Raw genomic sequence first — 22,089 nt, 5'->3', positions numbered from 1 at the left:
TACACTCACAATGACAATAAGGAAAACCACATGATCATCCCGCGATATTGGGCTGAAGCGAAAACTAAAATGAAATTTGAAGGCCGACAATATACGATTAAACGCTTTGGTTGGTCGGATCAAAACTTAGAAGCTGCTCAACAACATGCTGAACAACGTGTTGCAGAAGCAACTGAACAACTTAAAAAAGACAAAGAAATTCGCCGACTCGACCATAAAGTCGCTTATAACGGCGCCGAAGGTTTACCTATTCGGGAGGAAATTATTGCCCAACAGGATGATGTCATCATTACCCGAAATAGCTACGGCGCGTTGTGCCTAAATACACCTGATGTATTATTTGCTGATGTTGATCTGATCCATCATCCTAGCTCGAAGCTTGCTACGACTGTATTTCTTACACTACTCAGCTTGAGCAGCCTGTGCGCGATTTACATGAGTTCTTGGTGGATCTTCGGATTTGGATGTGTCATCGCATTATTTGTAACTGGCTTGATCAGTAAATGGTTATTCCACATTCAATCCAAATTTACAGGTACACCAGCACAACGTGCCTTAGAAAAAATCCATCACTTCTCACAACAACATCCTGATTGGCATTTACGCGTTTATCGCACACCGAATGGTTATCGCATTTTAGTCATGCATCAAACTTTTGATCCTCGAGGCGAACAAGCACAAAACTTATTCCAAGCCATTTCAACGGACAGTTGTTATGTCCTCATGTGCAAAAATCAAAATTGTTTTCGTGCTCGGATTAGTCCCAAACCTTGGCGCATCGGGGTTGAACGTTTGCGACAAGGGATATGGCCCGTTCAGCAAGAACGTATCACACAACGAGCAGATTGGGTTCAAAACTATCAACAGCATGCTCAAAATTATGCATCCTGTAGATTTGTGGAACAATTTGGTCACCAACTCAGCCATCCCAAAGCGAAACGCGTACAATTACTGCATGATCAATATTGTAAATCTGATACTCAACTCGAAATCGCATAACTGAACAACCATGACCAAGACAAAACCGAAACAGCGACTTGCCCAATACTATCCAACGCTCACCAGTGTTGGTTTAGCACTTATGCTTGGATTAGTGAGCTATTTCGGTTTGTTCTACCAACAGAAAGCATCTGCAAAAGATTATTCAATTCGTGGTTTTGATGTATCTCATCATCAAGGAGATATTGATTGGAAAAAGATTTCACCACAGCATTATCAGTTTGTTTATCTCAAGGCGACTGAAGGTGGTGACTTTAAAGATCGAAAATTTCAAGAAAACTGGCTAAAAGCGCGTGAACAGGGTTTACATGTCGGTGCCTATCACTTCTATCGTTTATGTCGCGATGGACAAGTTCAAGCAGAAAATTTTATAGCGACTGTGCCAAATAAGACGGATGCATTACCGCCTGTCATCGATCTCGAATATGACAGTAATTGTATCAATACCTATACCAAAGAGCAGTTGCTTAAAGAAATCCAAGTAATGCACGACCAACTTCAGAAGCATTACGGTAAACAGCCCATTTTTTATATTTCTAAAAGCTTTTACCACATCGTATTGATGGGCAATTTTAATCAAACACCTTTATGGGTGAGAGATTATGAATCAAAACCTGAACTGAAAGATGGTCGAAAATGGATGTTTTGGCAGCATACCAGTCAAGGTAAAATTCAAGGCGTGCCTAAAGCAGTGGACTTAAATGTCTATGCAGAATCACCGAAACAATGGTTTCTGTTTTTACAAGAACAAGGCATTCAAGATGCCAAATGAACTGCGCAAAATCATTCATATCGATATGGATGCCTTTTATGCATCAGTCGAGCTCAGAGATCGCCCTGAGCTTAAAGACTTACCTGTGGTCATTTCCTCTCATCATCCTCGTGCCGTCATCGCAGCAGCATCTTATCCTGCCCGTGTATTTGGCTTACGCTCAGCAATGTCGATGGGACAGGCAAAAAAGCTCTGCCCTCAAGTTGTGGTGATCGAACCACATTTTGAAAAATATCGTGAAGTTTCAGCTCAAATTCATCAGATTTTCCAACAATATACACCGCTCATTGAACCACTTTCTTTAGATGAAGCTTATTTAGATGTCACGGAAAATTTAAAAAATATTCCGAGCGCAACGGAAGTTGCGACACAAATTCGGGCTGATATTTTTGCAGTTACGGGGCTGACCGCTTCTGCAGGTGTTGCTCCAAATAAGTTTTTGGCAAAAATTGCATCGGACTGGAATAAACCCAATGGTTTATTTGTGATTAAGCCCCATCAAGTCCTAAAATTTATCCAAGATTTAGCGCTGAATAAAATTCCAGGGGTCGGTAAAGTTACTCAAGAAAAACTCAATCAGCTCAATCTTCATACGCTTGGTGATCTGCAACAAATTGAAGAAAATGTGCTGATTCATCATTTCGGTAAATATGGAAAGCAACTGTATTTATATGCGCAAGGCATTGATCATCGCCCTGTAAAAGCGGAGCGTGAACGCCAACAAATATCAAAAGAAATCACCTTTGATGATGACTATACCCTTGCTCAATGCCAACATGCTTGGCAACCGCTCAGTGAACAAGTTTGGCGCAGCCTGAATAAGAAACAACTTACGGCGCGTGGTGTAAACGTCAAATTAAAACTCAAGAATTTTCAGGTACTACAACACAGCAAGAGCTTTAAAAGTCCTTTGCAATCACAACATGATTTACAACAAGTTGTGATTCAACTACTCGAAGAAATGCATATAGATCCTGATTTTCAATTCCGCTTAGTCGGTGTTGGGGTATATCAACTTCAACAAGCTCAGGAAGAATCCCAACTTTCCTTATGGTAGTGCTGATTTTTTACACAAAAGCACAGCGCTCACTTAAATTTATGTTTGCTTTTTATCCAGTTTTCAGTACTCTAAGCAACGCAGTAACTTTATCCTTGTTACCTGCCCATGCTAAAGAAATCCTCGCTTTTAGCATCTGCTCCTGTGGTTGGCGTGACGATCAAATCCGAATATTACAGGGCACTTTTGGTGTCCTTCATACATTTTCCCGCTAGCGATAAAAATTCTTAGATTCTTCTGCATTGCTCAACAAGTTCAGATAAACTCAATTTAATAAAATCAGAAAACAATTGATTACAACGACATCATGAACCCTAAACAAATTCTTTGTGTTGAAGACGAAGCCGCGATTGTGTTGCCACTACGTTATGCGCTTGAACGTGAAGGTTGGAGTGTCAGTTGGGCAAATACAGGAACACAAGCACTCCAATTACTCTCTCAACAGACTTTTGATTTTATTATTCTTGATGTCGGCTTACCTGATATGAATGGTTTTGAAGTGTGTAAACAACTTCGCAAAAAAGATCATACCCCTTTACTTTTTTTAACCGCTCGCGATGATGAAATTGATCGTGTTGTAGGGCTGGAAATTGGTGCTGATGATTATTGCAGCAAGCCATTTAGCGCGCGAGAAATCGTGGCGAGAATCAAAGCCATTTGGCGTAGAATGGAGAATCATGCACAACCTGTAACCACATCAATTGACATTCCTGAAACTGACGTTACTTTGCAATCGGCAACATGGGCATGTAATCCACAATCCTTACAAATCCAATATCATGGGCAAATGTTGCAACTTACGCGATATGAATACCGCTTGTTATTTTTGCTAATTCAACATCCTGAGCAGGTCTTTAGTCGCCAACAATTGATGGACCATATTTGGGAACACCCAGAGCATAGTTTGGAACGAACTGTCGATACACATATCAAAAGCTTAAGGCAAAAGCTCAAACAAATTACCCCTGATGATCCAATACGAACCCATCGTGGTTTTGGTTATAGTTTAAAAAATAATTAATGATGGATTAAAAATGAATAAAACTATAATTCAAAATACATCAAATTTATTCACGCTATGGCAACATAAAAAGAGGTTTGCTTTAATCACCTTTTTACTTTTTCATATTATTTTTTTAGGATTTTGTTTAAGAGAATATTTAACAAATCCACCTGAACGTTATTATCCAATTTCTAGCAATATTGGACGTTTTGTATATTACCCTGATTTTTCTCTAAATTGTTTAATCATTGTATTTTTATCGGTATTCTTTTTACTATGCCCAACACAAATTTTTAATAAGATTTCATTCTACTTTTATAGCATTGCTTTTATTTACTTTATGGGATTTTTTCTCTTTTTTATTGGATCATTCTTTGGCATAAGCTTCTTTACATTTTACAGCTTATTATCCATTCCTTCGCAAAAGGAAATCTGTTAAATGTCCATCTTTATTCGCATTTGGTTTTTCTTTAGCTTAGTCGTTGTACTCAGTTTAAGCTTTATCGCTTATACACTCACTCAACAAGTGAAACCCAATGTAAGACAAGTGGTCGAAGATACACTTGCCGAAAATGCCAATATTATTGCCCAACTCATTGCTGAAGATGTGTATCAACATCAAGTCAATACGCCTGAATTTGATCAAAAAATTCAAGCTGCATTATCTCGTCAACTTGATGCAACCATTTGGCAGCATAAAAAAGAAGAAATTAATCAACAGCTTTATATTACTGATCAGCATGGCATTGTGATTTATGATTCAGAAGGAAAAGCAGTTGGACAGGATTATTCTCAATGGAATGACGTCTATTTAACCTTAAGAGGAAAATACGGCGCGCGCTCTACAGCAACGAACCCTGATGACCGCAATAGCAGTGTGATGCATATCGCAGCACCAATTATTTATAAACAACAGTTGCTCGGCGTCGTCAGTATCGGTAAGCCCAACCAGTCAGTACAGCCCTATATTGCTCGTGCTGAACAACAATTGATTTATCAAGCACTTTGGATAGCAGCGCTCAGTCTTTTGCTTGCCAGTATAGTGGCGTATTGGCTTAAACATAGCATTGATCGGGTTCGTCGTTATGCGCAAGCACTTGCACCTGTGAATCAAGCTCCATTCTTTTATTCAGCCAAAGAACTCAATCAAGTGACCCAAGCACTCAGTGAAATGCGTGAGAAACTTGAAGATAAAGCCTATGTTGAAAATTACGTCAATACATTAACGCACGAGCTAAAAAGCCCACTGACTGCCATTCAAGCCAGTGCAGAGCTATTGCAAGATGATCTACCACCAGCAGATCAACAGCAATTTGCACAACATATCATGCAGCAAAGTCAGCGCTTACAGTCTTTGATCGAACGAATGCTTTTATTAACGCGTTTAGAAAAAAATGATCATGCGCTTGAGTTCCAAACATTAGATCTATGCCTATTATTAAAACAATGCTTTTTACAGCAAAATAGTGCCTTACAACTCAAAAATCTCCATATTCAACTGGAACTACCTGAATATTGCAGCATATATGCCGATCCCTTTTGGCTGAAACAGGCGCTAAATAATCTACTTGATAATGCAAGGGACTTTTGCCCTCCCGATGGAAAAATAGCAGTTCATCTCAAACAAGATCATGCGAATCATCAAATCGAAATTTTATTTTTTAATGAGGGAGAGTCTATCCCTTCATACGCGATCAATCGTATTTTTGAGACTTATTTTTCATTGCCTCGACCACATAATCAGCAACGTAGTACAGGGATTGGTTTAAGTATTGTTCAACACATTATTCAGCAACATCAAGGTAAAATTACGATTCAAAACATCTCTGCAAATACTCTCGATTTCTTAGAGAATCATCACTCTGGCGTACTGGTCACACTGACACTTCATACAAACTTCACATAAGCTTCAAATCTAGCGCATTCAAAATGCATATCACCTTGGAATACTTGTCATATCACTATGCCAATGGATTCCACCATGCGCCGTAACTTTATTCATCTTAAAATCGGAGCAATCTTGTTTCTGATTTTCATTTTCTATATTGGACTTCTATTTATTTCCAATCTCGTTTCTGAACGCCAAAGCTATCAACAACAAGTGATTAATGATATTGCAAATGAACAAATTCGACCACAACAAATCATCGCACCTTACTTAAAACTGCCCTATCAAGTCCAAACAACATGCACAAATGAGGATAAGAAAACCTATAGCTGCAACCAAACTCTTTTTATTGTTCTAGGTGCAGAATCTACGGACTGGCGTGCGCAATTCAAAGTATCCGATAACACATATAAGCGCACAATTTACAAAGCGATTAGCTATCAAAATTCAATGTCAGGCAAAGGTTCTTTTAAAGCAATCGAGAATAAATCTCAACGTGATTATCTATGGGATCAAGCCGAAATCATCTTCCCGATTCAAGATGCTCGTGGACTCAATGCTAAACCTATTCTAAACATCGAAAATAAGACCTATAAATTTGATTTTTATGAACAAAGCCAAGGAAAAAATAGCTTTGATTTAATGCATATTACCACTCAACAATATCCAGAACTGATTCAAAAATTTCAACAAGGTTTTAAGTTTAATCTACAGTTTGAACTTGAAGGACTCAGTGAATTTAGTTTTATTCCAACCAGCTATGAAATGACCTATCAAGCTCAAGGAGATTGGAGCGATGTAAAATATGATGGACAAAGTTTGCCATTCAAAAAACTCAATCAGAAAAACCACTTTCAGGCTGACTGGAAAAATATCGCTTTAGGTAAACGAAATTTGGATCGTATCGCCCTATGTGAAAATAGCCAATGTTTCTATCAAGCGCTAAATTCTAGAGAGAATCCAGACAATCAATATGAAAGTAATGCGTCAAGAACCAGTATTTCTGGTATTTCTACTCAATTTTTAGACCCTGTAAACATCTATACACAAACAGATCGCGCCATAAAATATGGTGTTATGGTGATCATTATTACCTTTGGATGCTTCTTTTTATTCGAAGTTTTAAAACAACTAAAAATCCATCCCATCCAATATGCACTTGTTGCGATGGCACAAGGCGTATTCTTTGTTTTATTGCTTTCAATCAGTGAATACTATGCATTCGCTTGGGCATATCTGATCGCGGCAATCGCGTGTATCGGCTTAATCACATGGTATTTGTATTTCGTCGTTAAAGGATTTAAAGCCGCATTTTTATTTGGAGTTCTGCTAAGCATTTTGTACAGCATGATGTATCTATTACTACAATCTAGCGGTAAGACCTTCTTATTTGGCTCCATTCTCTCCTTCATTCTCATCGCCTGCGTCATGTTCATTACACGTCATGTCAACTGGTATCAATCTGAACAACAAACCACATAAATCATCGTTGGGCGAAGCAATTTCGCCCATTTCTTTCAAAATTGAAAAGGAATAATGATATGTATCACAGCGCTTATGCAACGATTAGCCAACTGAAACAACTGTGCCCTCTTCATAGTTCAATCGCGGCCTGTTTAAATCAACTACGACATGCCAATATTCAATTTTTAAATTTGGGCAGCTTGATTATCTGTCCACAACAACGCTGTGCTTTATTTTTCTATCAACGTCACCTGATGGAAATACAAGCTTTTAGGATTTGACTTAAAACAAATTTACACTCTAGGTTTATCTCATCTATTACAATCAAACAAAATCTATTCTTATTAGGAACATAAAATGTCTGTGCAACGACTACATGTCACCTCTCGTTTCTGTGAAGTCGCAATCTCAGGAAATTTAGTTCATTTGGCAGGTCAGCTTGCAGATGATACCAGTGTAGATGCGGCTGCACAGACACAGCAGACCTTAGACAATATTGATCGTTTACTTGCAGAAGCGGGAACAGATAAAACACATATTTTATCCGTGCTGATTTTTTTAAAAGACATTGAGAAAGATTATACAGCCATGAATGCAGTATGGGATGCGTGGATTGCTGAGGGTCATCCCCCAGCACGTACCTGCGTAGAATCTAAACTGTATGCACCTGATGTTTTAGTTGAAATGACGGTAACAGCCGTGAAGCCAGATTAAGACTTTGCCGCGAACATATTATATTTCACGATATGTTCTGCTTGTACCATACCTGTTGATACTGTCGAAATTGTGGTATTGGGTTCTAATGGATCAGATACCAAATCATCACGTAACTCTTGCTCGGTTGGAATACTGCTATAACGCAAGACTCGATAACCAGCCAGTTCAAGCAAACTATCTTGATAATCTTTTTGATGAAGACGGTTCACATAAGACTCATCAACAATCTCAATCACAACCAGAACCTGATGTTGTTGATCTAATACAACGAAATCAGCAACTAAACCTTGATATTTACGACGCGTATGAGCGTATTTAGTCGTTAATAATGCATCAAAAGACACATGCGCTAAAATCGTATGTCTTGGTAACACAGCCTGAAGACGCATCAAGGTGATCTGTTCTGAAATGGTGAGAATACCACGTCTCTTTAAGGGGCTGTCTTGACGTTGATTTTGATGTAAACGCCGAAGCACAAGTGCTGCAATTAGCAGCAATCCTACTATTGTTATGAAATAATACATTTCTAACCAATCCTTTAGATTTTTTATAATCATTTTGGCTATGATGCCAATTTTTTTAATCAATACTTTTTTAGTCAAAAGCAAGCGATAGCAAAGTCATTTTAGCAAGACAAACTTAAAATTATTCATCCTTTTTTACAAGCCGACCAAAGTCGTAAAAGTTTGCTGCCCCTTTATTTATAATCATCGAGCAGTAAATATTCAAGTTGATATTGTCAGTATATGTTTCTATTGCGTTATGAAAAATTAAAGCCGATGTGACACAGCTCACAATATTATTTAAAAAAGAAGGCATTCTATTGAATGCCTTCTTTTGTTCAGTTAGCGCTGTGCTTTGGCTTTCTGTTTAGGCTTTCCTGAAAATGGTCTTTTCTCACCTGTCTCGCGTGGCGGCAAACCATTATGTTGAGTCAAAATCTGCCCTTTTTGTGGACGTTTTTGACCTGACTGGGAACGTGGCTGATTTTGTTGACCATTTCGTTTTGCAGAATCTCCAGCAACGCTCGAATTCTTCTTACGCGCTGATTTATATTCACCTTCAGCCGTACCTTGAGGTTGATACGTCGGAATCAAATGCTGCTTTGAATTACCAATGAGGTCTGAACGTCCCATTTCTTTCAAAGCTTCACGTAACAATGGCCAGTTATTTGGATCATGGTAACGTAAGAATGCTTTGTGCAGACGGCGACGTTTTTCACCCTTCACAATATCGACATTCTCAGTATAACGCGCCACTTTAGACAACGGATTTTTGCCTGAATAATACATCGTGGTCGCAGTTGCCATTGGTGATGGATAGAAGGTTTGTACCTGATCAGCACGGAAGCCATTCTTCTTCAACCAAATCGCCAAATTCATCATGTCGTAATCCGTGGTCCCCGGATGTGCAGCAATAAAGTAAGGAATTAAATATTGTTCCTTACCTGCTTCCTTACTGAAACGCTCAAACATTTGCTTGAAGCGATCATAAGTCCCAATCCCCGGTTTCATCATCTTCGATAATGGGCCATTTTCAGTATGCTCAGGCGCAATTTTCAGGTAGCCACCGACATGGTGCTGTACCAGCTCTTTCACATATTCAGGATTCAGTACCGCAAGGTCATAACGCAGACCAGAACCAATCAGAATCTTCTTCACACCTTTGATTTCACGTGCTTTACGATACAGTTGAACCAATGGTGCATGATCGGTATGTAAGTTCTGACACACCCCCGGATAGACACAGGATGGTTTACGACAGTTTTTCTCAATTTCAGGATCGTTACAGTGCAAACGATACATGTTTGCCGTAGGCCCACCTAAATCCGAGATAATCCCAGTGAAGTTGGGAGCAGTGTCACGAATTTTTTCAATTTCACGTAAAATCGAATCTTCCGAACGGTTTTGGATAATACGGCCTTCATGTTCAGTGATCGAACAGAACGTACACCCCCCAAAACAACCCCGCATAATATTGACCGAGAATTTGATCATATCAAATGCAGGGAATCGTGCATTGCCATACGCAGGATGCGGTAAACGTGCATACGGTAAATCAAATACGTAGTCCATTTCCTCAGTCGTTAGCGGAATGGGTGGCGGATTAATCCAAACATCACGCTCACCGTGACGTTGCACCAAGGCACGCGCATTCCCCGGATTGGTTTCCAAATGCAAAATACGGTTCGCATGTGCATAAAGTACTTGATCATCAGCAACTTCTTCAAACGAAGGCAAACGAATCACTGCCAATTCACGCGGCGGCAGCTTATGTTTAATTGCTTTTGATGGTGCAGGTTTTAATTGTACGATCTGAGTATCAGGGTCTAAATTATCCCCTTCTCGAACGATTGGATTAGCAACGATTTCTTTTTGGAAATTTTGATACTGTGCCAGTGAGTTGCCTTTTTCTTTTTCAACTTCACAGCCATCAATATCTTCAGTCATCACATAGGGATTGATAATTGGATCAACACGTCCAATGGTATCGATGTCATTACTAGCAATTTCAACGAATTTTGCTTTAGATGCTTTGTTATGTTTATTAATAATAAATGCTGTACCACGAACATCCGTAATCTCGTGGATTTTCTCACCTTTGGCTAAACGATGCATGACGTCGATAATGGCACGTTCACCATTACCATACATCAACAGGTCTGCTTTCGAGTCCATTAAAATCGAACGGCGAACCTTGTCTGACCAGTAATCATAATGCGCAATACGGCGCAAGCTGCCTTCAATACCACCCAATAACACTGGAACGTCAGGAAACGCTTCACGACAACGCTGACAGTAAACCGTTGCCGCACGGTCTGGTCGCTTGTTCGCTTCATTGTTTGGAGAATACGCATCATCAGAACGTATCTTACGATCAGCCGTATAACGGTTAATCATCGAATCCATGTTCCCCGCAGTCACACCCCATGCGATTGTTGGTTTACCTAATACTCGGAAACTTTCAACATTGGTCCAATCGGGTTGCGCAATAATCCCAACTCGGAAACCTTGTGCTTCAAGTACACGTCCAATCACACCTGATACGAATGAAGGATGGTCGATATAAGCATCACCGCACACCAAAATAAAGTCACATGCATCCCAACCGAGCAGATCCATTTCTTCTCGTGACATCGGCAAAAATGGTGCGGGTTCAAAACACGACGCCCAATATTTGTCGTAATCAAACAGCGCTTTTGGCGCGGTCTGCATGGTGTAGGCAGTAGACATGGCTTGCGAATCTCGGCTAGCAGATGGAGGAGAGACATCTATGGGGCTGGTGGTATTTTAGCCCCTAAAATGAAAGCCGATCATTTTAACATGAATTTCATTCATTTTTGTTGATTATAAAATATGCAAAAACAATGAAATAGAAATTAATTTGTACAAACTTTACTCAAACTGAGTTTCTTAAACATCATTTTTCATGTACTTTGTAATAACCATTGGTTAGTAATTGAATGGTTCTTAATAATGGATATTGCTCAGGAATTGCATTTCTTGACATTTTTCCACATTCAATTATGTCTTTCTTTATTTTAAACATAAACTCATCAATCGAAAAAATTTTAGCTCCACACAAGTAATCTCGACCTGCTGGATGTGCAGGCAAAATAATAATCCTCTCGACAGGTGTATTCTTTTCTAACCAAGGAAAAACGTTACTAAACATATATCTTTCACCAGACTCAAATTTCTTCTTAAATCTACTTTCTCTGATCTCCCATGAATATGCATCTGTAGATGGTTCAATATGGATTAAATGCTGTTTAATTGGATTAAAAGCGATGACATCCAATTCCATTTCCCAGCCACCATGACTCAACTTACCGACTTTCAGATTCTTCTTAACTAAATATCCCTTCCAATCATAATATTCCGCAATCAAACTTTCTAAATGATTCAAATTTATTATCCTTGTTAAAATTTAGTTAATTAGTACAAATTCTAGCAAATAGAATATCTTATAAGCGTTTAAGATGAACCGCTAAAATTAGCCCAAGCACCAACACCATCGCTACACTGAAATTGATCCCAACCCAACCAAAATTTTCCCAAATCAAGCCGCCGCTACTACCAAGCAAACTCGAACCAATGTAATAACAGAACAGATATAAAGAAGATGCGACTGCACGATATTGTACGGCTTGTACTGAAACCCAACTACTGGCGGTTGAATGTGCGGCAAAGAAAGAAAAAGTAAAAATCGTTAAGCCAAGTAAGATCGCCCAAAGTGTTGGAATCAAGGTAATCAGCAAACCTACCATCATAGTCAACAGTAAAATAGGAAGCACTTTATCGCGCCCATACTGAAAGCCCCATTTCGCCGCTTTAGGAGAGCTATAAATACCCGCTAAATAAGCAATCGAAATCAGACCAATCCATGTTTGTGACAAATGAAATGGCGCTTCTAACAGGTGATAACTGATGTAGTTAAATACTGTCACCAAACAGCCCATTAAAATAAAGCCTTGTGCAAATAAAATACGCAATTTAGGATCTTTTAGGTTCTGTTCAAATGCAGCTTTGAAACGCGAAAAACGGAATGGATACGGTTTAAAATGCTGTGATTTCGGCAATAATAAATAAAATAGACACGCAATAATAAAGTTTAAAAAACCGATGATATACGTTGCCGATTGCCAAGAAATAAAGTCAACCAAGACCCCAGCAATCAAACGCCCCCCCATACCACCAATCGCAGTGCCCGAAATATACAATCCCATGGCAAAGCCAATATCGTTCTGAGCTATTTCCTCACCGATATAGGTCATTGCAACTGCGGCAACACCACTGACTGCCAAGCCAATAAAAATGCGAGTCGTGAGAAATATTTCCCAAACAGGAAAAGATGCACTGACCAGTAGCAGCACAGAGACGAGAAATAAAGCAAACACCATGATCGGTTTACGTCCAAACCGATCAGAAATAAAGCCTGTAAATAACAAGCCGATTGCGAGCGCAATTGTTGAAAAAGAAAGAGGTAAACTACTTTGTGTCGGAGTCACGGCAAAGAACTTTGCAAAAATTGGCATCATCGGCTGCACACAGTACAACGATGAAAATGAAGCAAAACCAGCAAAAAATAATGACCATAAAATCGCTGTAAACGATTTCGAACCATATTCGATATGAGTTGGGCGTATAACTGACTCAGACATTACGACTCCTTATGCCTGATCAGTATACGCCTTCAACCAAAATGAGAAATGATCATTTCGGCCATTTTTGACCTAAAGTTTAAAATAGTGCTTTTGGTAAACGAATTTGAATAATTTCATTATCATCCGCCAGTTTGGCATTACGCCCCGTTGAACCTGGAAAATTGTTATCATTCAGCACAGTCAGCGTTGTACCATTTTCAATAATCACATCTTCGATCGTTTCAAATGGGAATGCAAAAATACGGTCTGTACCAATATCACCTTCTCGTGCAACACCATATAAAGCATTTGGATTGGCAATCTTCATTAAATCAACCAAGTCTTCACGCGCTACCGTTTGAGTTGCATCATTAAACTTAATCTTGATTAATTTCTTATAGCCACCCAAATTATTTTGGCTGGCATCACGCTCAATGATGATGCCTTCTTTGTCATTGAACAACTGGAAATCACCGATATTCGTGGCTTTACTATCTAAAGCGAACCAATAGTATTGTCCTGTATAAGCTTTTTTCTGCACATCAAACTGAGAAATTAATAATAAACGCTCACCTTCTCGAATCGACTTCAATGGCTTCTCAAGCAGTGGATATAAATATTTTCCATCTAGAGAAATTGCCATTCCCTCAAAACCACCACTCTGTGGAACCAATGGTTCAACATAATTGATATTGGCTTTGTTGAATTGATTTTGTGGTGAACGTAATTCTTGCGATGGGTTCAATGGATTCGGCAGAGGAATAGGCGCATCGAGCAAGACGCCTTCAGCGGAAAAATGAAGTAAATATGGGCCAAATTCGTCACCAATCCAATATGTTCCATCCGCTGTGCGTTGCATAGACTCAGGGTCAAAATCTGCACCTGTCAATAAGCGCTCAGCGGTATTGCCATTCACAATATCAAATGGAATGCGCTTATTCGGGTCACGTAACTGAATAAAGCTTTGTACTTCGACTTGTCCAGTTCCTTTCGACTTAGTTTTAAAATCAGCTTTTAGCTTATAAATTCTAAGTAAATAATCCGCTGAATTATCTTGTGTACCAAAACCATTATCAGACATCGCCATATAGCTGCCATCATCGTTTTTCAGTGCAGCAGAAAAGCCTTGTACAGGCTGCCCTTTGAAAGGCGGATAAATTCCATTGGCACCTTGAACTGCTTGACCAGAATCAGGGCCAGCTGCGTATGTTTCAACAGGAAGTTTGGCAAAAGAAACCAAAGTTGGCTCGGTGACTTTGTCTGTTGATGTATTTTGATCTTGGTTATCATCATTACAGGCACTTAATCCAAAAGTTGTCGCGCAGATCAAAGCCAATACGGTTTTCTTGTTCATCATTTTATACGTTTGGTAAAAAAATTAAGAAAATTAGAACAAGCTTTTATGAAACTTTGACTTCAATAAAATGAAATCTTTATGGCGATACAATGACATGCCTATTTACTCTGATACTTTTGCTACAGCTTGGTCGGCTGATACTCTCCAGCAATTGCAGCTTTTAAAAAATTTTGAAACGTTGGGCATTGCATATGATTTTCCGCTGGGCAAACTGCCGCATGCCTTAAACCTTCACTAATGAAATGTAGCCGTCGTGTCATCTTCTCGAGCTGTTCGGCTTTTTCATTCAATAAACCTCTATCTAGCTGTGGCTGACCATCCTGTCCAAACATTGTTGCAATTTCATCTAAAGAAAAACCAGCTGCGCGCCCCAATGCAATCAATGCCAACTGATCTAAAACTTGTTTGGCATATTGACGACGCAAACCTTGTCGCCCAATAGATTTGATTAATCCTTTCTCTTCGTAAAAACGTAAAGTTGAAGGGGCAACATTCGCTTTTTTTGCGACTTCACCAATATCCATAAATACCTCTTGACTTCAAGTTGACTTGAACTTGCACAATTAATTTATCACATTTGTAGAGCTGGAATTGAGGTGAATTCATGAACTTTTTCGAGCAATTATTTCAGATACTCGTCTTAGGTATTGGTGCAACAATTGTCATGGATATTTGGTTATTCATCCTAATGCAACTGAATATTCCGACTTTAAATTTCGCCTTATTGGGACGTTGGATCGGTTGGATATTTAAAGGAAAAATTCGACATCACCCGATTAGCCAAAGTCCTCAGATTCAACATGAATCTCTATTGGGTTGGTGTACGCATTACAGTGTCGGTGTCTTATTTGCTTTTATTTTTATTCTTTTCATGGGGGAAACTTGGCTCATTCAGCCAGAGTTTTATAGCGCTTTCGCTTTCGGCCTGATTACGGTGCTAGTTCCCTTTTTGATTATGCAACCTGCATTGGGCGCTGGCATAGCTGCTGCAAACACACCGCAGCCTTGGCTCAACCGTCTTAAAAGTCTCATCAACCACGGTATCTTCGGGTGTGGTTTATATCTCGCAGCCAAATTTTTAAAATTATTCAATTAAGGGCCTCAATCATGAAATCAATCGCAATTATTTATCATAGTCACCAAGGTCATACCCGATTTATCGCCGAGCAAATTCAACTCGGGGCTGCGCTGGTCGATCATATTCAAATTGATTTATTTACAACCGAACAATTAATACATCAGCCTGAGCAACTTATTCAATATGACGCTTTAATTTGGGGTTCACCTACCTATCTTGGAGGTGTATCTAGTCCTCTCAAACAGCTGATGGATCGCACTGGCCCTTTATGGAAAAAGCAAAGCTTTAAAGGAAAATTATCGGCAGGATTTACGGTCTCATCTCTTCCTGCAGGAGATAAACAGTCAACGCTTATTTCACTTTTCACCTTTTGTATGCAACACGGTATGATATGGGTCGGCAATCCAATACGACCTAGCCAACATCATGGCGTTGCCTATACTGAGGCAGTCAATCGATTAGGTTCATGGTCTGGATTAATGGCTCAAGCCGAACATGCCAGTGCAGCTCATGCATTTGATGTTGGTGATATTAAAACGGCTCCATTATTTAGGCACAACATTGCATTGATCTTAAGTGCATACCAAGGGGCTAACTGATGAAGGCTTCAAGGCTTTTATTTCCATTCATTTTGTCTTGTATGATGTCTTTTTTGATTTCAGGAATTACCACACTTAAAGCAGTTGGTTTTATTGAGCATTTCTTTTCAATGTGGATGTCAGCATGGATCGTCGCTTGGATGTTTGCTTTTCCAAGTGTGTTGGTCTGTGCACCTATCGCTCAAAGAATGGTTAATTTTATTCTTAAAGATCGCTAGAAAATTTTTAGGATCTTTTGTAGGTTTTGACGTACAGCAAGCTGTGGCAATTGACGAATATGCTCTCAAGTATTTATCGCTATACTATAAAACTATAGAGAGACAGGATGTCTCATTCAGAATAACAAGATGCACAGGATGTGGTCGTTGACAGGAGTTGACGGCAAGAAACAAATATGAAAAAGCCTCGACAGGATGTCGGGGCTTTTTTTATATGAACTAGATCCAGCTGAATATATAAAAACAAACGATTTAGCTAAACAGCTACCATTGACTCAATAAGTTGACCTCCATACTATCCGCTTGTTTTTTATATGATGGTTAAACTTTTTCAACGATGATAACTTACAACAAGTTCTCTTTTTCTCGATTCCAAAATACGTGTCTGAAGTTGTGTATCCTTTTTTTAAGCTCATATTTAACCGTTGCCTGTAGCACCACTAAAGCACCAACAGTTAACCATTCTCAGCAGTTTTCTACGGGCATTCAAAACGCTTATTCGGTTCATCCCACCACTGCAAATCGTATTGCACCCATTATTTTACAAACTGCTGATCGCTATAACATCTCACCGCATTTACTCGCAGCTCTCATCCGCCAAGAGTCAAGCTATATTAGCAACGCAAAATCATCCGCAGATGCGGTTGGTTTAACTCAAGTTCGCCCTAAGTTTTGGCAACAGACCTGCCCAGGTAATCTTTATGATGAGCAAATAAATATTAATTGCGGTGCATATATTCTCTCTCGTTACTATGAATCTACAGGTGATTGGATCAAAGCATTGGGTTACTACAATGTAGGACCAACAGGCTATAGAAGAAGCCTCTATATGCGGCAACAGGCACATAAATATGCCAGCTCAGTAAAACGCCATGAGCAAGCTTTAAAAGAAGCCCTGTAAGTTTAAACGTACACAGGTTGCCGTGATTGGCGAATATACGACTAAAGTATATAGTTCTATGATGAGAATCATAAAGAGAAAGAGACAGGAAGTCTCATTCAGAACAACAAGAAGGACAGGACGTGGTCGTTGACAGGAGTTAACGGCAAGAAACCAAATATGAAAAAGCCTCGACAGGATGTCGGGGCTTTTTTACAAACTGAATTTTAAGTTTATCAACATGATAAAATAACCGCCTTGACTCATTCAAATTGAATTAATACCATCCATATAGCTTCATTTGACGGTTCAATATTTTGCAAATAACATCTACGTCTGATCAACATATCACCTTTAAAAATTTAAGCTCAGTATTTTTAAAAATCAGTCTTGTTGTGATTGCCATCAGCATGAGTGCATGTAGCAGTCTTAGTGGATCATTTGCCCATCGCTCTACTCAATTATCTTCAGGATTACAAACTGCTTATTCTGTATCACCCAATACTGCAAATCGTATCTCGCCGATTATTGTACAAAGTGCTGATCGTTATGATGTATCACCCACGCTACTCGCAGCACTAATTCGCCAAGAGTCAAACTATAACAGTTCTGCACGCTCCTCAACGGGTGCTGTAGGTTTAACCCAAATTATTCCAAGCCATTGGCGTCAATCTTGTCCAGGCAATCTGTACGATGAAACAGTCAATGTCAATTGCGGTGCATTTGTATTGGCAAGTTACTATAAGTCTGCTGGAAGTTGGTCAAAAGCCGTTGCTTATTACAATGTTGGACCAACAGGTTATAAACGTAGTTTTTGGACACGCCACAAAGCAAAAAAATACGCACGCTCAGTCAAACGACATGAAAAAACCTTGAAGAAAGCACTCTAACTTCAATAAAAAACCATGCTTGAAAGCATGGTTTTTTGGCAGCGTAACTAATTAAGCTTCGTCAAATAAACCTTCAAAAAGTACAGAGGATAAATAACGCTCGCCACTATCTGGGAGGATCACAACAATGGTTTTACCTGCATTTTCAGGACGCTCTGCAATCTGAGCGGCTGCAGCCAAAGCAGCACCACTAGAAATACCAACCAAGATACCTTCTTGAGTAGCGCACTTTCTTGCCCACTCAATTGCATCCGCACTATTCACTGGCAACACTTCATCGACCAAATCTAAATCTAAGTTCTTAGGAATGAAGTTTGCTCCGATCCCTTGAATCTTGTGCGGTGCAGGTGTAATGCTTTCACCATTTTTTGTTTGTGTAATGATTGGAGACTCAGCGGGTTCAACGGCAACAGAATAAATTGGCTTATTCTGAACTTGCTCAAAATAGCGTGAAATACCTGTAATCGTACCACCAGTACCGACACCAGCGACAAGAACATCAACTTGTCCATTGGTTGCCTGCCAGATTTCTGGGCCTGTGGTATCGACATGAATCTGTGGATTGGCTGGATTTTCAAATTGTTGTGGTAGGAAATAAAGTTCAGGATTTTCCGTTGCTAAACGAACAGCTTCATCTACTGCACCTTTCATACCTTTAGCAGGCTCAGTCAGTACAAGATTTGCACCTAGAGCTTTTAATACTTTTCTACGCTCTAGACTCATACTGGCTGGCATAGTTAAGGTAATTGGGTAACCTTTTGCTGCTGCTACGAATGCCAAAGCAATCCCTGTATTACCACTAGTTGGCTCAACAATATGCATCCCCGCCTTTAGTACACCACGTTTTTCAGCATCCGCAATCAACGCTGCACCAATACGGCATTTCACTGAGAATGCAGGGTTACGGCTTTCAACTTTTGCCAATACAGTTGCGCCAGTTTTAATGAGACGATTGATACGAACTAAAGGTGTATTACCAATCGCTTCCGCATTATTTGAATAAACTGCGATCCCTAAGTTGGCAGGTGTTGGAAATTGTTGATCGGTAGACATGTTATTTCCTTATTAGATTTGGAATGATTCTCAATCATTATAGGCGTGTCAGCTGAGGAGAAAAGTAGAAAACTTTATCTTTTATGAAAAAACTAGATGTTTAGGCGAATTATACTTTGGGTTCAAAATAAAAACTCATTACACCTGAAGTAATAGCTCCGACAAAGCATTCAACTTTAAACTGTTCAACCCCAAAGCTATAAAAGGTCACACCTAAGACGACACCTGTTAATAAACTTGACATCACAGGCGCTGCTCGCTGATTTGCTCTATTCATAGGTTTTGTCGGAATAATCAGATTGCGAGGATAAGCACTTTGCGCATAATACTGATTAAAAATTGGCAATCTTACAATCACAAAAGTCATGAAAAGAATACCAAAAATGAAAGATATTACTAAGTACAACCATTGGAATGATTCGCCACGAGTATAGGCATACCCAACCACGAAGCAACAGCTTATTAATGCATAGAGCACATAATCCAAGTAGAGTTTTCTTCTCATATTATTATGATTTTAAAGTAGATATTTAGAATCATAATATCATCATTAATCGTATCTCAAACTAAAATTTATTCCACTAAACTTAGCTCTTCATCCACCAACTCTTGCTCTGTATCACCCAACAAGATTGCAACACGGCTACAGTGAACCACCAAATGCTCTAACCATCTTTGTGCAGCCAAAAGCTCTAGTGTATATGTTGCAGATACATTTTTTTGAGAAGAATCCTCTATAAGCTTCTGCCTCACGAATTCCTGTTTATCTTTCATTTCTTCAGCGATGGCAGTGAGATCATTCACTAGCCCTTTCGGTAAATTTGCAAAAGGTTCTTGCAATAAATAATGAATATTTTGCTCAAGAATCGTGGCAAAACGCTGTGCTAAGTCATAGATGGAATCTTGCTTCTGAATTGATTCAATATTTGCAACCTCAGCTAGATCATTTTTGAGCACTCGAACATATACCACTAACCTCAACAAAATAATAAATCGATGCTGGTCGCTGCTTGATTGCGTAACAGACATTTCTTCTAAATAATGTTCAACTTTTGCAAGAGTCCAATCATATTCATCTGTATTAACCAATGAAGCAATAATCTCTCCTCGAATACTTCGAGTCAAAACCTTATACATATCAGCAATCGACTTCAACAACGCACGCTCTGCTGCTGCAATCGCCAATGCAGGAACACTATAAAGTGACTCATCTAAATAACGTGTTGTCGTTGGTTCTTGCTCTGGAAGCAGCCGAATAATAAGTTGTTCAAACTTAGGTAAAAGTGGCATAAAAATACATGCACCTAATAAACTAAATGCCGTATGAAATGCAGCAACTAATAACACAGAATCAAGCTGGTGAATCAATTGAAAATGCTGATAAGCCCACATAAATGCAGGAGACAATAGTAAAAATGCAAAAACGGCTGTTACTACATTAAAGATAACATGTACTGCGGCTGTACGCTTAGCACTTGTAGTCGCGCCAATCGCAGCTAAAATTGCTGTGGCAACCGTTCCTACATTTTGACCAATCACTAGTGCTAAAGTTTGTTCTAAATTAATTGTTTGAGTCGATAAGGCTGCTAATGTGGTTGTAATCGCTGCACTTGATGATTGAAGCAAAATCGTCATGAGAATACCGACAGCAACTAAAATCAATTTCATCATGAATGTTGGTTCAGCCCAACGTGACAAATCAATCAATTGAGCAACACCACTCATAGCATCTTGTAATATTTGAATGCCAAAAAACAGTAAACCAAAACCTGCTAAAATTAGACCAATAAATGCTATTTTCTCTTTACCTAATAGTTTTAATAAAGCGCCAACCCCAATCAATGGTAAGGCAAAACTGGCTATAGAAAATTTCAGGCCTAATAATGCCACCATCCAACCAGTACTGGTTGTCCCAATATTTGCTCCGATAATCACACCGATTGCATGACTGAAACTTAATACTCCTGCACTCACAAAACCAATTGTTGCTAAAGTTGTTGCTGTTGAAGATTGCACAACTACGGTTAAGCCAATACCTGATAGAACAGCTTTTATTGGGGAGTTGGTAAATCGAACCAACCATTGCCGTAATGCTTCACCTGCAATCGCTTTTAAGCTATCAGTCATCAAAGACATACCTAAAAGAAATAATCCAATGCCGCCCATCAATTGAACAATCACACTCAGCACTTAGTTTTCCTTATATTTTTCTAAAGTATTTATGAGTTTAAAATTCAAACTTACATGTTTTAATAGAACTACATCTGTTTTACTTATGTTGTTTTATGATTCAATAAAACTTCAAACTGCATAATGGTTGTTTCAATGTTATGGTAGGAAGCTTGATGAATTATTTTAAAACCATGCCTTTGATATAAATCGATATTATGACTTTCACATTGTAAATAGAGCGTAGTGGATATCTAATTGCTTAGCTTTTTCTTTTGCCATTGCAATCCTGCTACCTGCGACCCCTTGTCCTCTCCATATAGGATCAACAAACACACCTCCGATCCAATATTCATATTCTGGGTAGTTTTTATTCTCATGTCGCTTAAGCTCTAAGACACCAATCAACTCTTTTTCATGGTGGACTACGATTGCTAAAGGAATAACATCCCGATGAGCTACTTTTTCCAACACTTTTTGGTATATCACCTCTTCGGTCATCTCTAAAGAGAGATGACCCCACTCGTGATAGTGCCATTTCACAATTTTTCCAACAGCCTCTGGGTAATCTATAAGCAATGAAATTTTCATTGAATTGTTAATTTTGATAATGGTTTAACCGAGTTTAGTCTACTTTTCTAACGATATTGTATTTAATTCAACTACTTTCCATCAGCCAATAAAAAACACCCCCTCTGCATTAGCGGAGGGGGTGTTTCTAATTTAAAAGCTGGCGATGACTTACTCTCACATGGCAAGTGCCACACTACCATCAGCGCTAAGAGGTTTCACTTCTGAG

23 protein-coding genes and 1 pseudogene are annotated in these 22,089 nt (G+C 39.1%); 14 read left to right on the top strand and 10 right to left on the bottom strand.

Going from position 1 to position 22,089, the window contains the following annotated elements; translation table 11 throughout:
• Positions 1 to 30 precede the first annotated feature (30 nt).
• The 9 genes from B4237_RS12140 to B4237_RS12100 all read left to right on the top strand — a co-directional run bounded on the left by B4237_RS12140 (position 31) and on the right by B4237_RS12100 (position 7,897).
• Positions 31 to 999: a hypothetical protein gene (locus B4237_RS12140; RefSeq protein ID WP_278595556.1), complete on the top strand. Its 969-nt coding sequence runs from the start codon at positions 31 to 33 to the stop codon at positions 997 to 999.
• A gap of 10 nt (positions 1,000 to 1,009) precedes the next feature.
• Positions 1,010 to 1,771, top strand: a complete 762-nt coding sequence (locus tag B4237_RS12135; RefSeq protein WP_278595557.1) for a GH25 family lysozyme — start codon at positions 1,010 to 1,012, stop codon at positions 1,769 to 1,771.
• A 1-nt stretch (position 1,772) separates the two neighbouring features.
• The gene (gene dinB, locus B4237_RS12130; protein WP_171478036.1) at positions 1,773 to 2,828 is read left to right on the top strand and encodes a DNA polymerase IV; all 1,056 of its coding nucleotides are present in this window, start codon (positions 1,773 to 1,775) and stop codon (positions 2,826 to 2,828) included.
• A gap of 304 nt (positions 2,829 to 3,132) precedes the next feature.
• Complete coding sequence (gene creB, locus B4237_RS12125; RefSeq protein ID WP_278595572.1) at positions 3,133 to 3,849, top strand: two-component system response regulator CreB; 717 nt, start codon at positions 3,133 to 3,135, stop codon at positions 3,847 to 3,849.
• Positions 3,850 to 3,862: 13 nt separating this feature from the next.
• Entirely contained in the window at positions 3,863 to 4,270 is a 408-nt protein-coding gene (locus B4237_RS12120) for a hypothetical protein (protein ID WP_278595558.1), read from the top strand.
• A complete protein-coding gene (gene creC / locus B4237_RS12115; RefSeq protein ID WP_278595559.1) occupies positions 4,271 to 5,737 on the top strand; it encodes a two-component system sensor histidine kinase CreC in 1,467 nt (488 codons plus the stop codon).
• Between the two features lie 75 nt (positions 5,738 to 5,812).
• Positions 5,813 to 7,201: a cell envelope integrity protein CreD gene (gene creD / locus B4237_RS12110; protein WP_278595560.1), complete on the top strand. Its 1,389-nt coding sequence runs from the start codon at positions 5,813 to 5,815 to the stop codon at positions 7,199 to 7,201.
• A 59-nt stretch (positions 7,202 to 7,260) separates the two neighbouring features.
• The gene (locus B4237_RS12105; protein WP_061517338.1) at positions 7,261 to 7,464 is read left to right on the top strand and encodes a hypothetical protein; all 204 of its coding nucleotides are present in this window, start codon (positions 7,261 to 7,263) and stop codon (positions 7,462 to 7,464) included.
• Between the two features lie 76 nt (positions 7,465 to 7,540).
• Complete coding sequence (locus tag B4237_RS12100) at positions 7,541 to 7,897, top strand: RidA family protein (RefSeq protein WP_278595561.1); 357 nt, start codon at positions 7,541 to 7,543, stop codon at positions 7,895 to 7,897.
• Here B4237_RS12100 and B4237_RS12095 read toward each other — a convergent pair.
• The 6 genes from B4237_RS12095 to B4237_RS12070 all read right to left on the bottom strand — a co-directional run bounded on the left by B4237_RS12095 (position 7,894) and on the right by B4237_RS12070 (position 14,927).
• Positions 7,894 to 8,424, bottom strand: a complete 531-nt coding sequence (locus tag B4237_RS12095; protein ID WP_278595562.1) for a DUF2726 domain-containing protein — start codon at positions 8,422 to 8,424, stop codon at positions 7,894 to 7,896. The genes B4237_RS12100 and B4237_RS12095 overlap by 4 nt on opposite strands.
• 321 nt (positions 8,425 to 8,745) lie before the next feature.
• On the bottom strand, positions 8,746 to 11,133 hold the full coding sequence (locus tag B4237_RS12090) for a YgiQ family radical SAM protein (protein ID WP_278595563.1): 2,388 nt from the start codon (positions 11,131 to 11,133) through the stop codon (positions 8,746 to 8,748).
• Positions 11,134 to 11,320: 187 nt separating this feature from the next.
• Entirely contained in the window at positions 11,321 to 11,809 is a 489-nt protein-coding gene (locus tag B4237_RS12085; protein WP_061517340.1) for a hypothetical protein, read from the bottom strand.
• A gap of 58 nt (positions 11,810 to 11,867) precedes the next feature.
• Complete coding sequence (locus B4237_RS12080; protein WP_278595564.1) at positions 11,868 to 13,064, bottom strand: MFS transporter; 1,197 nt, start codon at positions 13,062 to 13,064, stop codon at positions 11,868 to 11,870.
• A gap of 79 nt (positions 13,065 to 13,143) precedes the next feature.
• A complete protein-coding gene (locus B4237_RS12075) occupies positions 13,144 to 14,400 on the bottom strand; it encodes an esterase-like activity of phytase family protein (protein WP_278595573.1) in 1,257 nt (418 codons plus the stop codon).
• Positions 14,401 to 14,522: 122 nt separating this feature from the next.
• Positions 14,523 to 14,927 (bottom strand): helix-turn-helix domain-containing protein, encoded by a 405-nt coding sequence (locus B4237_RS12070; RefSeq protein WP_061523887.1) that lies wholly within the window; start codon positions 14,925 to 14,927, stop codon positions 14,523 to 14,525.
• An 80-nt stretch (positions 14,928 to 15,007) separates the two neighbouring features.
• On the opposite strand from B4237_RS12070, the gene B4237_RS12065 reads away from it, so the two are divergent.
• The 5 genes from B4237_RS12065 (at position 15,008) to B4237_RS12045 (ending at position 18,068) form a co-directional block, all read left to right on the top strand.
• On the top strand, positions 15,008 to 15,499 hold the full coding sequence (locus tag B4237_RS12065; protein ID WP_278595565.1) for a DUF2938 domain-containing protein: 492 nt from the start codon (positions 15,008 to 15,010) through the stop codon (positions 15,497 to 15,499).
• 11 nt (positions 15,500 to 15,510) lie between these two features.
• Positions 15,511 to 16,080, top strand: a complete 570-nt coding sequence (locus B4237_RS12060) for a flavodoxin family protein (RefSeq protein WP_278595566.1) — start codon at positions 15,511 to 15,513, stop codon at positions 16,078 to 16,080.
• Positions 16,080 to 16,298 (top strand): DUF2798 domain-containing protein, encoded by a 219-nt coding sequence (locus B4237_RS12055; RefSeq protein WP_061523890.1) that lies wholly within the window; start codon positions 16,080 to 16,082, stop codon positions 16,296 to 16,298. The genes B4237_RS12060 and B4237_RS12055 overlap by 1 nt, the downstream gene beginning before the upstream one ends.
• A gap of 337 nt (positions 16,299 to 16,635) precedes the next feature.
• Positions 16,636 to 17,199, top strand: coding sequence for a lytic transglycosylase domain-containing protein (locus tag B4237_RS12050; RefSeq protein ID WP_278595567.1), 564 nt, complete (start codon positions 16,636 to 16,638; stop codon positions 17,197 to 17,199).
• A 389-nt stretch (positions 17,200 to 17,588) separates the two neighbouring features.
• The gene (locus tag B4237_RS12045) at positions 17,589 to 18,068 is read left to right on the top strand and encodes a lytic transglycosylase domain-containing protein (RefSeq protein WP_374974141.1); all 480 of its coding nucleotides are present in this window, start codon (positions 17,589 to 17,591) and stop codon (positions 18,066 to 18,068) included.
• Between the two features lie 51 nt (positions 18,069 to 18,119).
• Here B4237_RS12045 and cysK read toward each other — a convergent pair whose 3' ends face one another.
• From cysK to B4237_RS12025, 4 genes and pseudogenes are all read right to left on the bottom strand, one after another.
• A complete protein-coding gene (cysK, locus tag B4237_RS12040; protein WP_278595569.1) occupies positions 18,120 to 19,121 on the bottom strand; it encodes a cysteine synthase A in 1,002 nt (333 codons plus the stop codon).
• A 109-nt stretch (positions 19,122 to 19,230) separates the two neighbouring features.
• On the bottom strand, positions 19,231 to 19,488 hold the full coding sequence (locus B4237_RS12035; RefSeq protein ID WP_278595570.1) for a hypothetical protein: 258 nt from the start codon (positions 19,486 to 19,488) through the stop codon (positions 19,231 to 19,233).
• Between the two features lie 206 nt (positions 19,489 to 19,694).
• On the bottom strand, positions 19,695 to 21,311 hold the full coding sequence (locus B4237_RS12030; RefSeq protein ID WP_278595571.1) for a Na/Pi cotransporter family protein: 1,617 nt from the start codon (positions 21,309 to 21,311) through the stop codon (positions 19,695 to 19,697).
• 83 nt (positions 21,312 to 21,394) lie between these two features.
• A pseudogene (locus B4237_RS12025) lies at positions 21,395 to 21,881 on the bottom strand (GNAT family N-acetyltransferase).
• Between the last annotated feature and the right edge of the window lie 208 nt (positions 21,882 to 22,089).

Origin of the sequence: Acinetobacter sp. UBA6526, from assembly GCF_002434875.1 — a bacterium.
In the GTDB taxonomy this organism is placed as follows: domain Bacteria; phylum Pseudomonadota; class Gammaproteobacteria; order Pseudomonadales; family Moraxellaceae; genus Acinetobacter; species Acinetobacter venetianus.
Note: the sequence above shows the minus strand (reverse complement) of the source record. Positions and strands in the feature narration are given on the sequence as shown.

Bases quoted from the DNA above. Each gene is read 5' to 3' on its own strand.
- creD (WP_278595560.1), top strand. From the start codon at position 5,813: ATGCGCCGTAACTTTATTCATCTTAAAATCGGAGCAATCTTGTTTCTG.
- B4237_RS12055 (WP_061523890.1), top strand. From the start codon at position 16,080: ATGAAGGCTTCAAGGCTTTTATTTCCATTCATTTTGTCTTGTATGATG.
- B4237_RS12095 (WP_278595562.1), bottom strand. From the start codon at position 8,424: ATGTATTATTTCATAACAATAGTAGGATTGCTGCTAATTGCAGCACTT.
- B4237_RS12065 (WP_278595565.1), top strand. From the start codon at position 15,008: ATGAACTTTTTCGAGCAATTATTTCAGATACTCGTCTTAGGTATTGGT.
- creC (WP_278595559.1), top strand. From the start codon at position 4,271: ATGTCCATCTTTATTCGCATTTGGTTTTTCTTTAGCTTAGTCGTTGTA.
- B4237_RS12060 (WP_278595566.1), top strand. From the start codon at position 15,511: ATGAAATCAATCGCAATTATTTATCATAGTCACCAAGGTCATACCCGA.
- B4237_RS12070 (WP_061523887.1), bottom strand. From the start codon at position 14,927: ATGGATATTGGTGAAGTCGCAAAAAAAGCGAATGTTGCCCCTTCAACT.
- B4237_RS12075 (WP_278595573.1), bottom strand. From the start codon at position 14,400: ATGAACAAGAAAACCGTATTGGCTTTGATCTGCGCGACAACTTTTGGA.
- B4237_RS12035 (WP_278595570.1), bottom strand. From the start codon at position 19,488: ATGACTTTTGTGATTGTAAGATTGCCAATTTTTAATCAGTATTATGCG.
- B4237_RS12140 (WP_278595556.1), top strand. From the start codon at position 31: ATGATCATCCCGCGATATTGGGCTGAAGCGAAAACTAAAATGAAATTT.
- B4237_RS12120 (WP_278595558.1), top strand. From the start codon at position 3,863: ATGAATAAAACTATAATTCAAAATACATCAAATTTATTCACGCTATGG.
- B4237_RS12105 (WP_061517338.1), top strand. From the start codon at position 7,261: ATGTATCACAGCGCTTATGCAACGATTAGCCAACTGAAACAACTGTGC.
- B4237_RS12100 (WP_278595561.1), top strand. From the start codon at position 7,541: ATGTCTGTGCAACGACTACATGTCACCTCTCGTTTCTGTGAAGTCGCA.
- B4237_RS12080 (WP_278595564.1), bottom strand. From the start codon at position 13,064: ATGTCTGAGTCAGTTATACGCCCAACTCATATCGAATATGGTTCGAAA.
- B4237_RS12135 (WP_278595557.1), top strand. From the start codon at position 1,010: ATGACCAAGACAAAACCGAAACAGCGACTTGCCCAATACTATCCAACG.
- B4237_RS12050 (WP_278595567.1), top strand. From the start codon at position 16,636: ATGATAACTTACAACAAGTTCTCTTTTTCTCGATTCCAAAATACGTGT.
- cysK (WP_278595569.1), bottom strand. From the start codon at position 19,121: ATGTCTACCGATCAACAATTTCCAACACCTGCCAACTTAGGGATCGCA.
- B4237_RS12045 (WP_374974141.1), top strand. From the start codon at position 17,589: ATGAGTGCATGTAGCAGTCTTAGTGGATCATTTGCCCATCGCTCTACT.
- B4237_RS12090 (WP_278595563.1), bottom strand. From the start codon at position 11,133: ATGTCTACTGCCTACACCATGCAGACCGCGCCAAAAGCGCTGTTTGAT.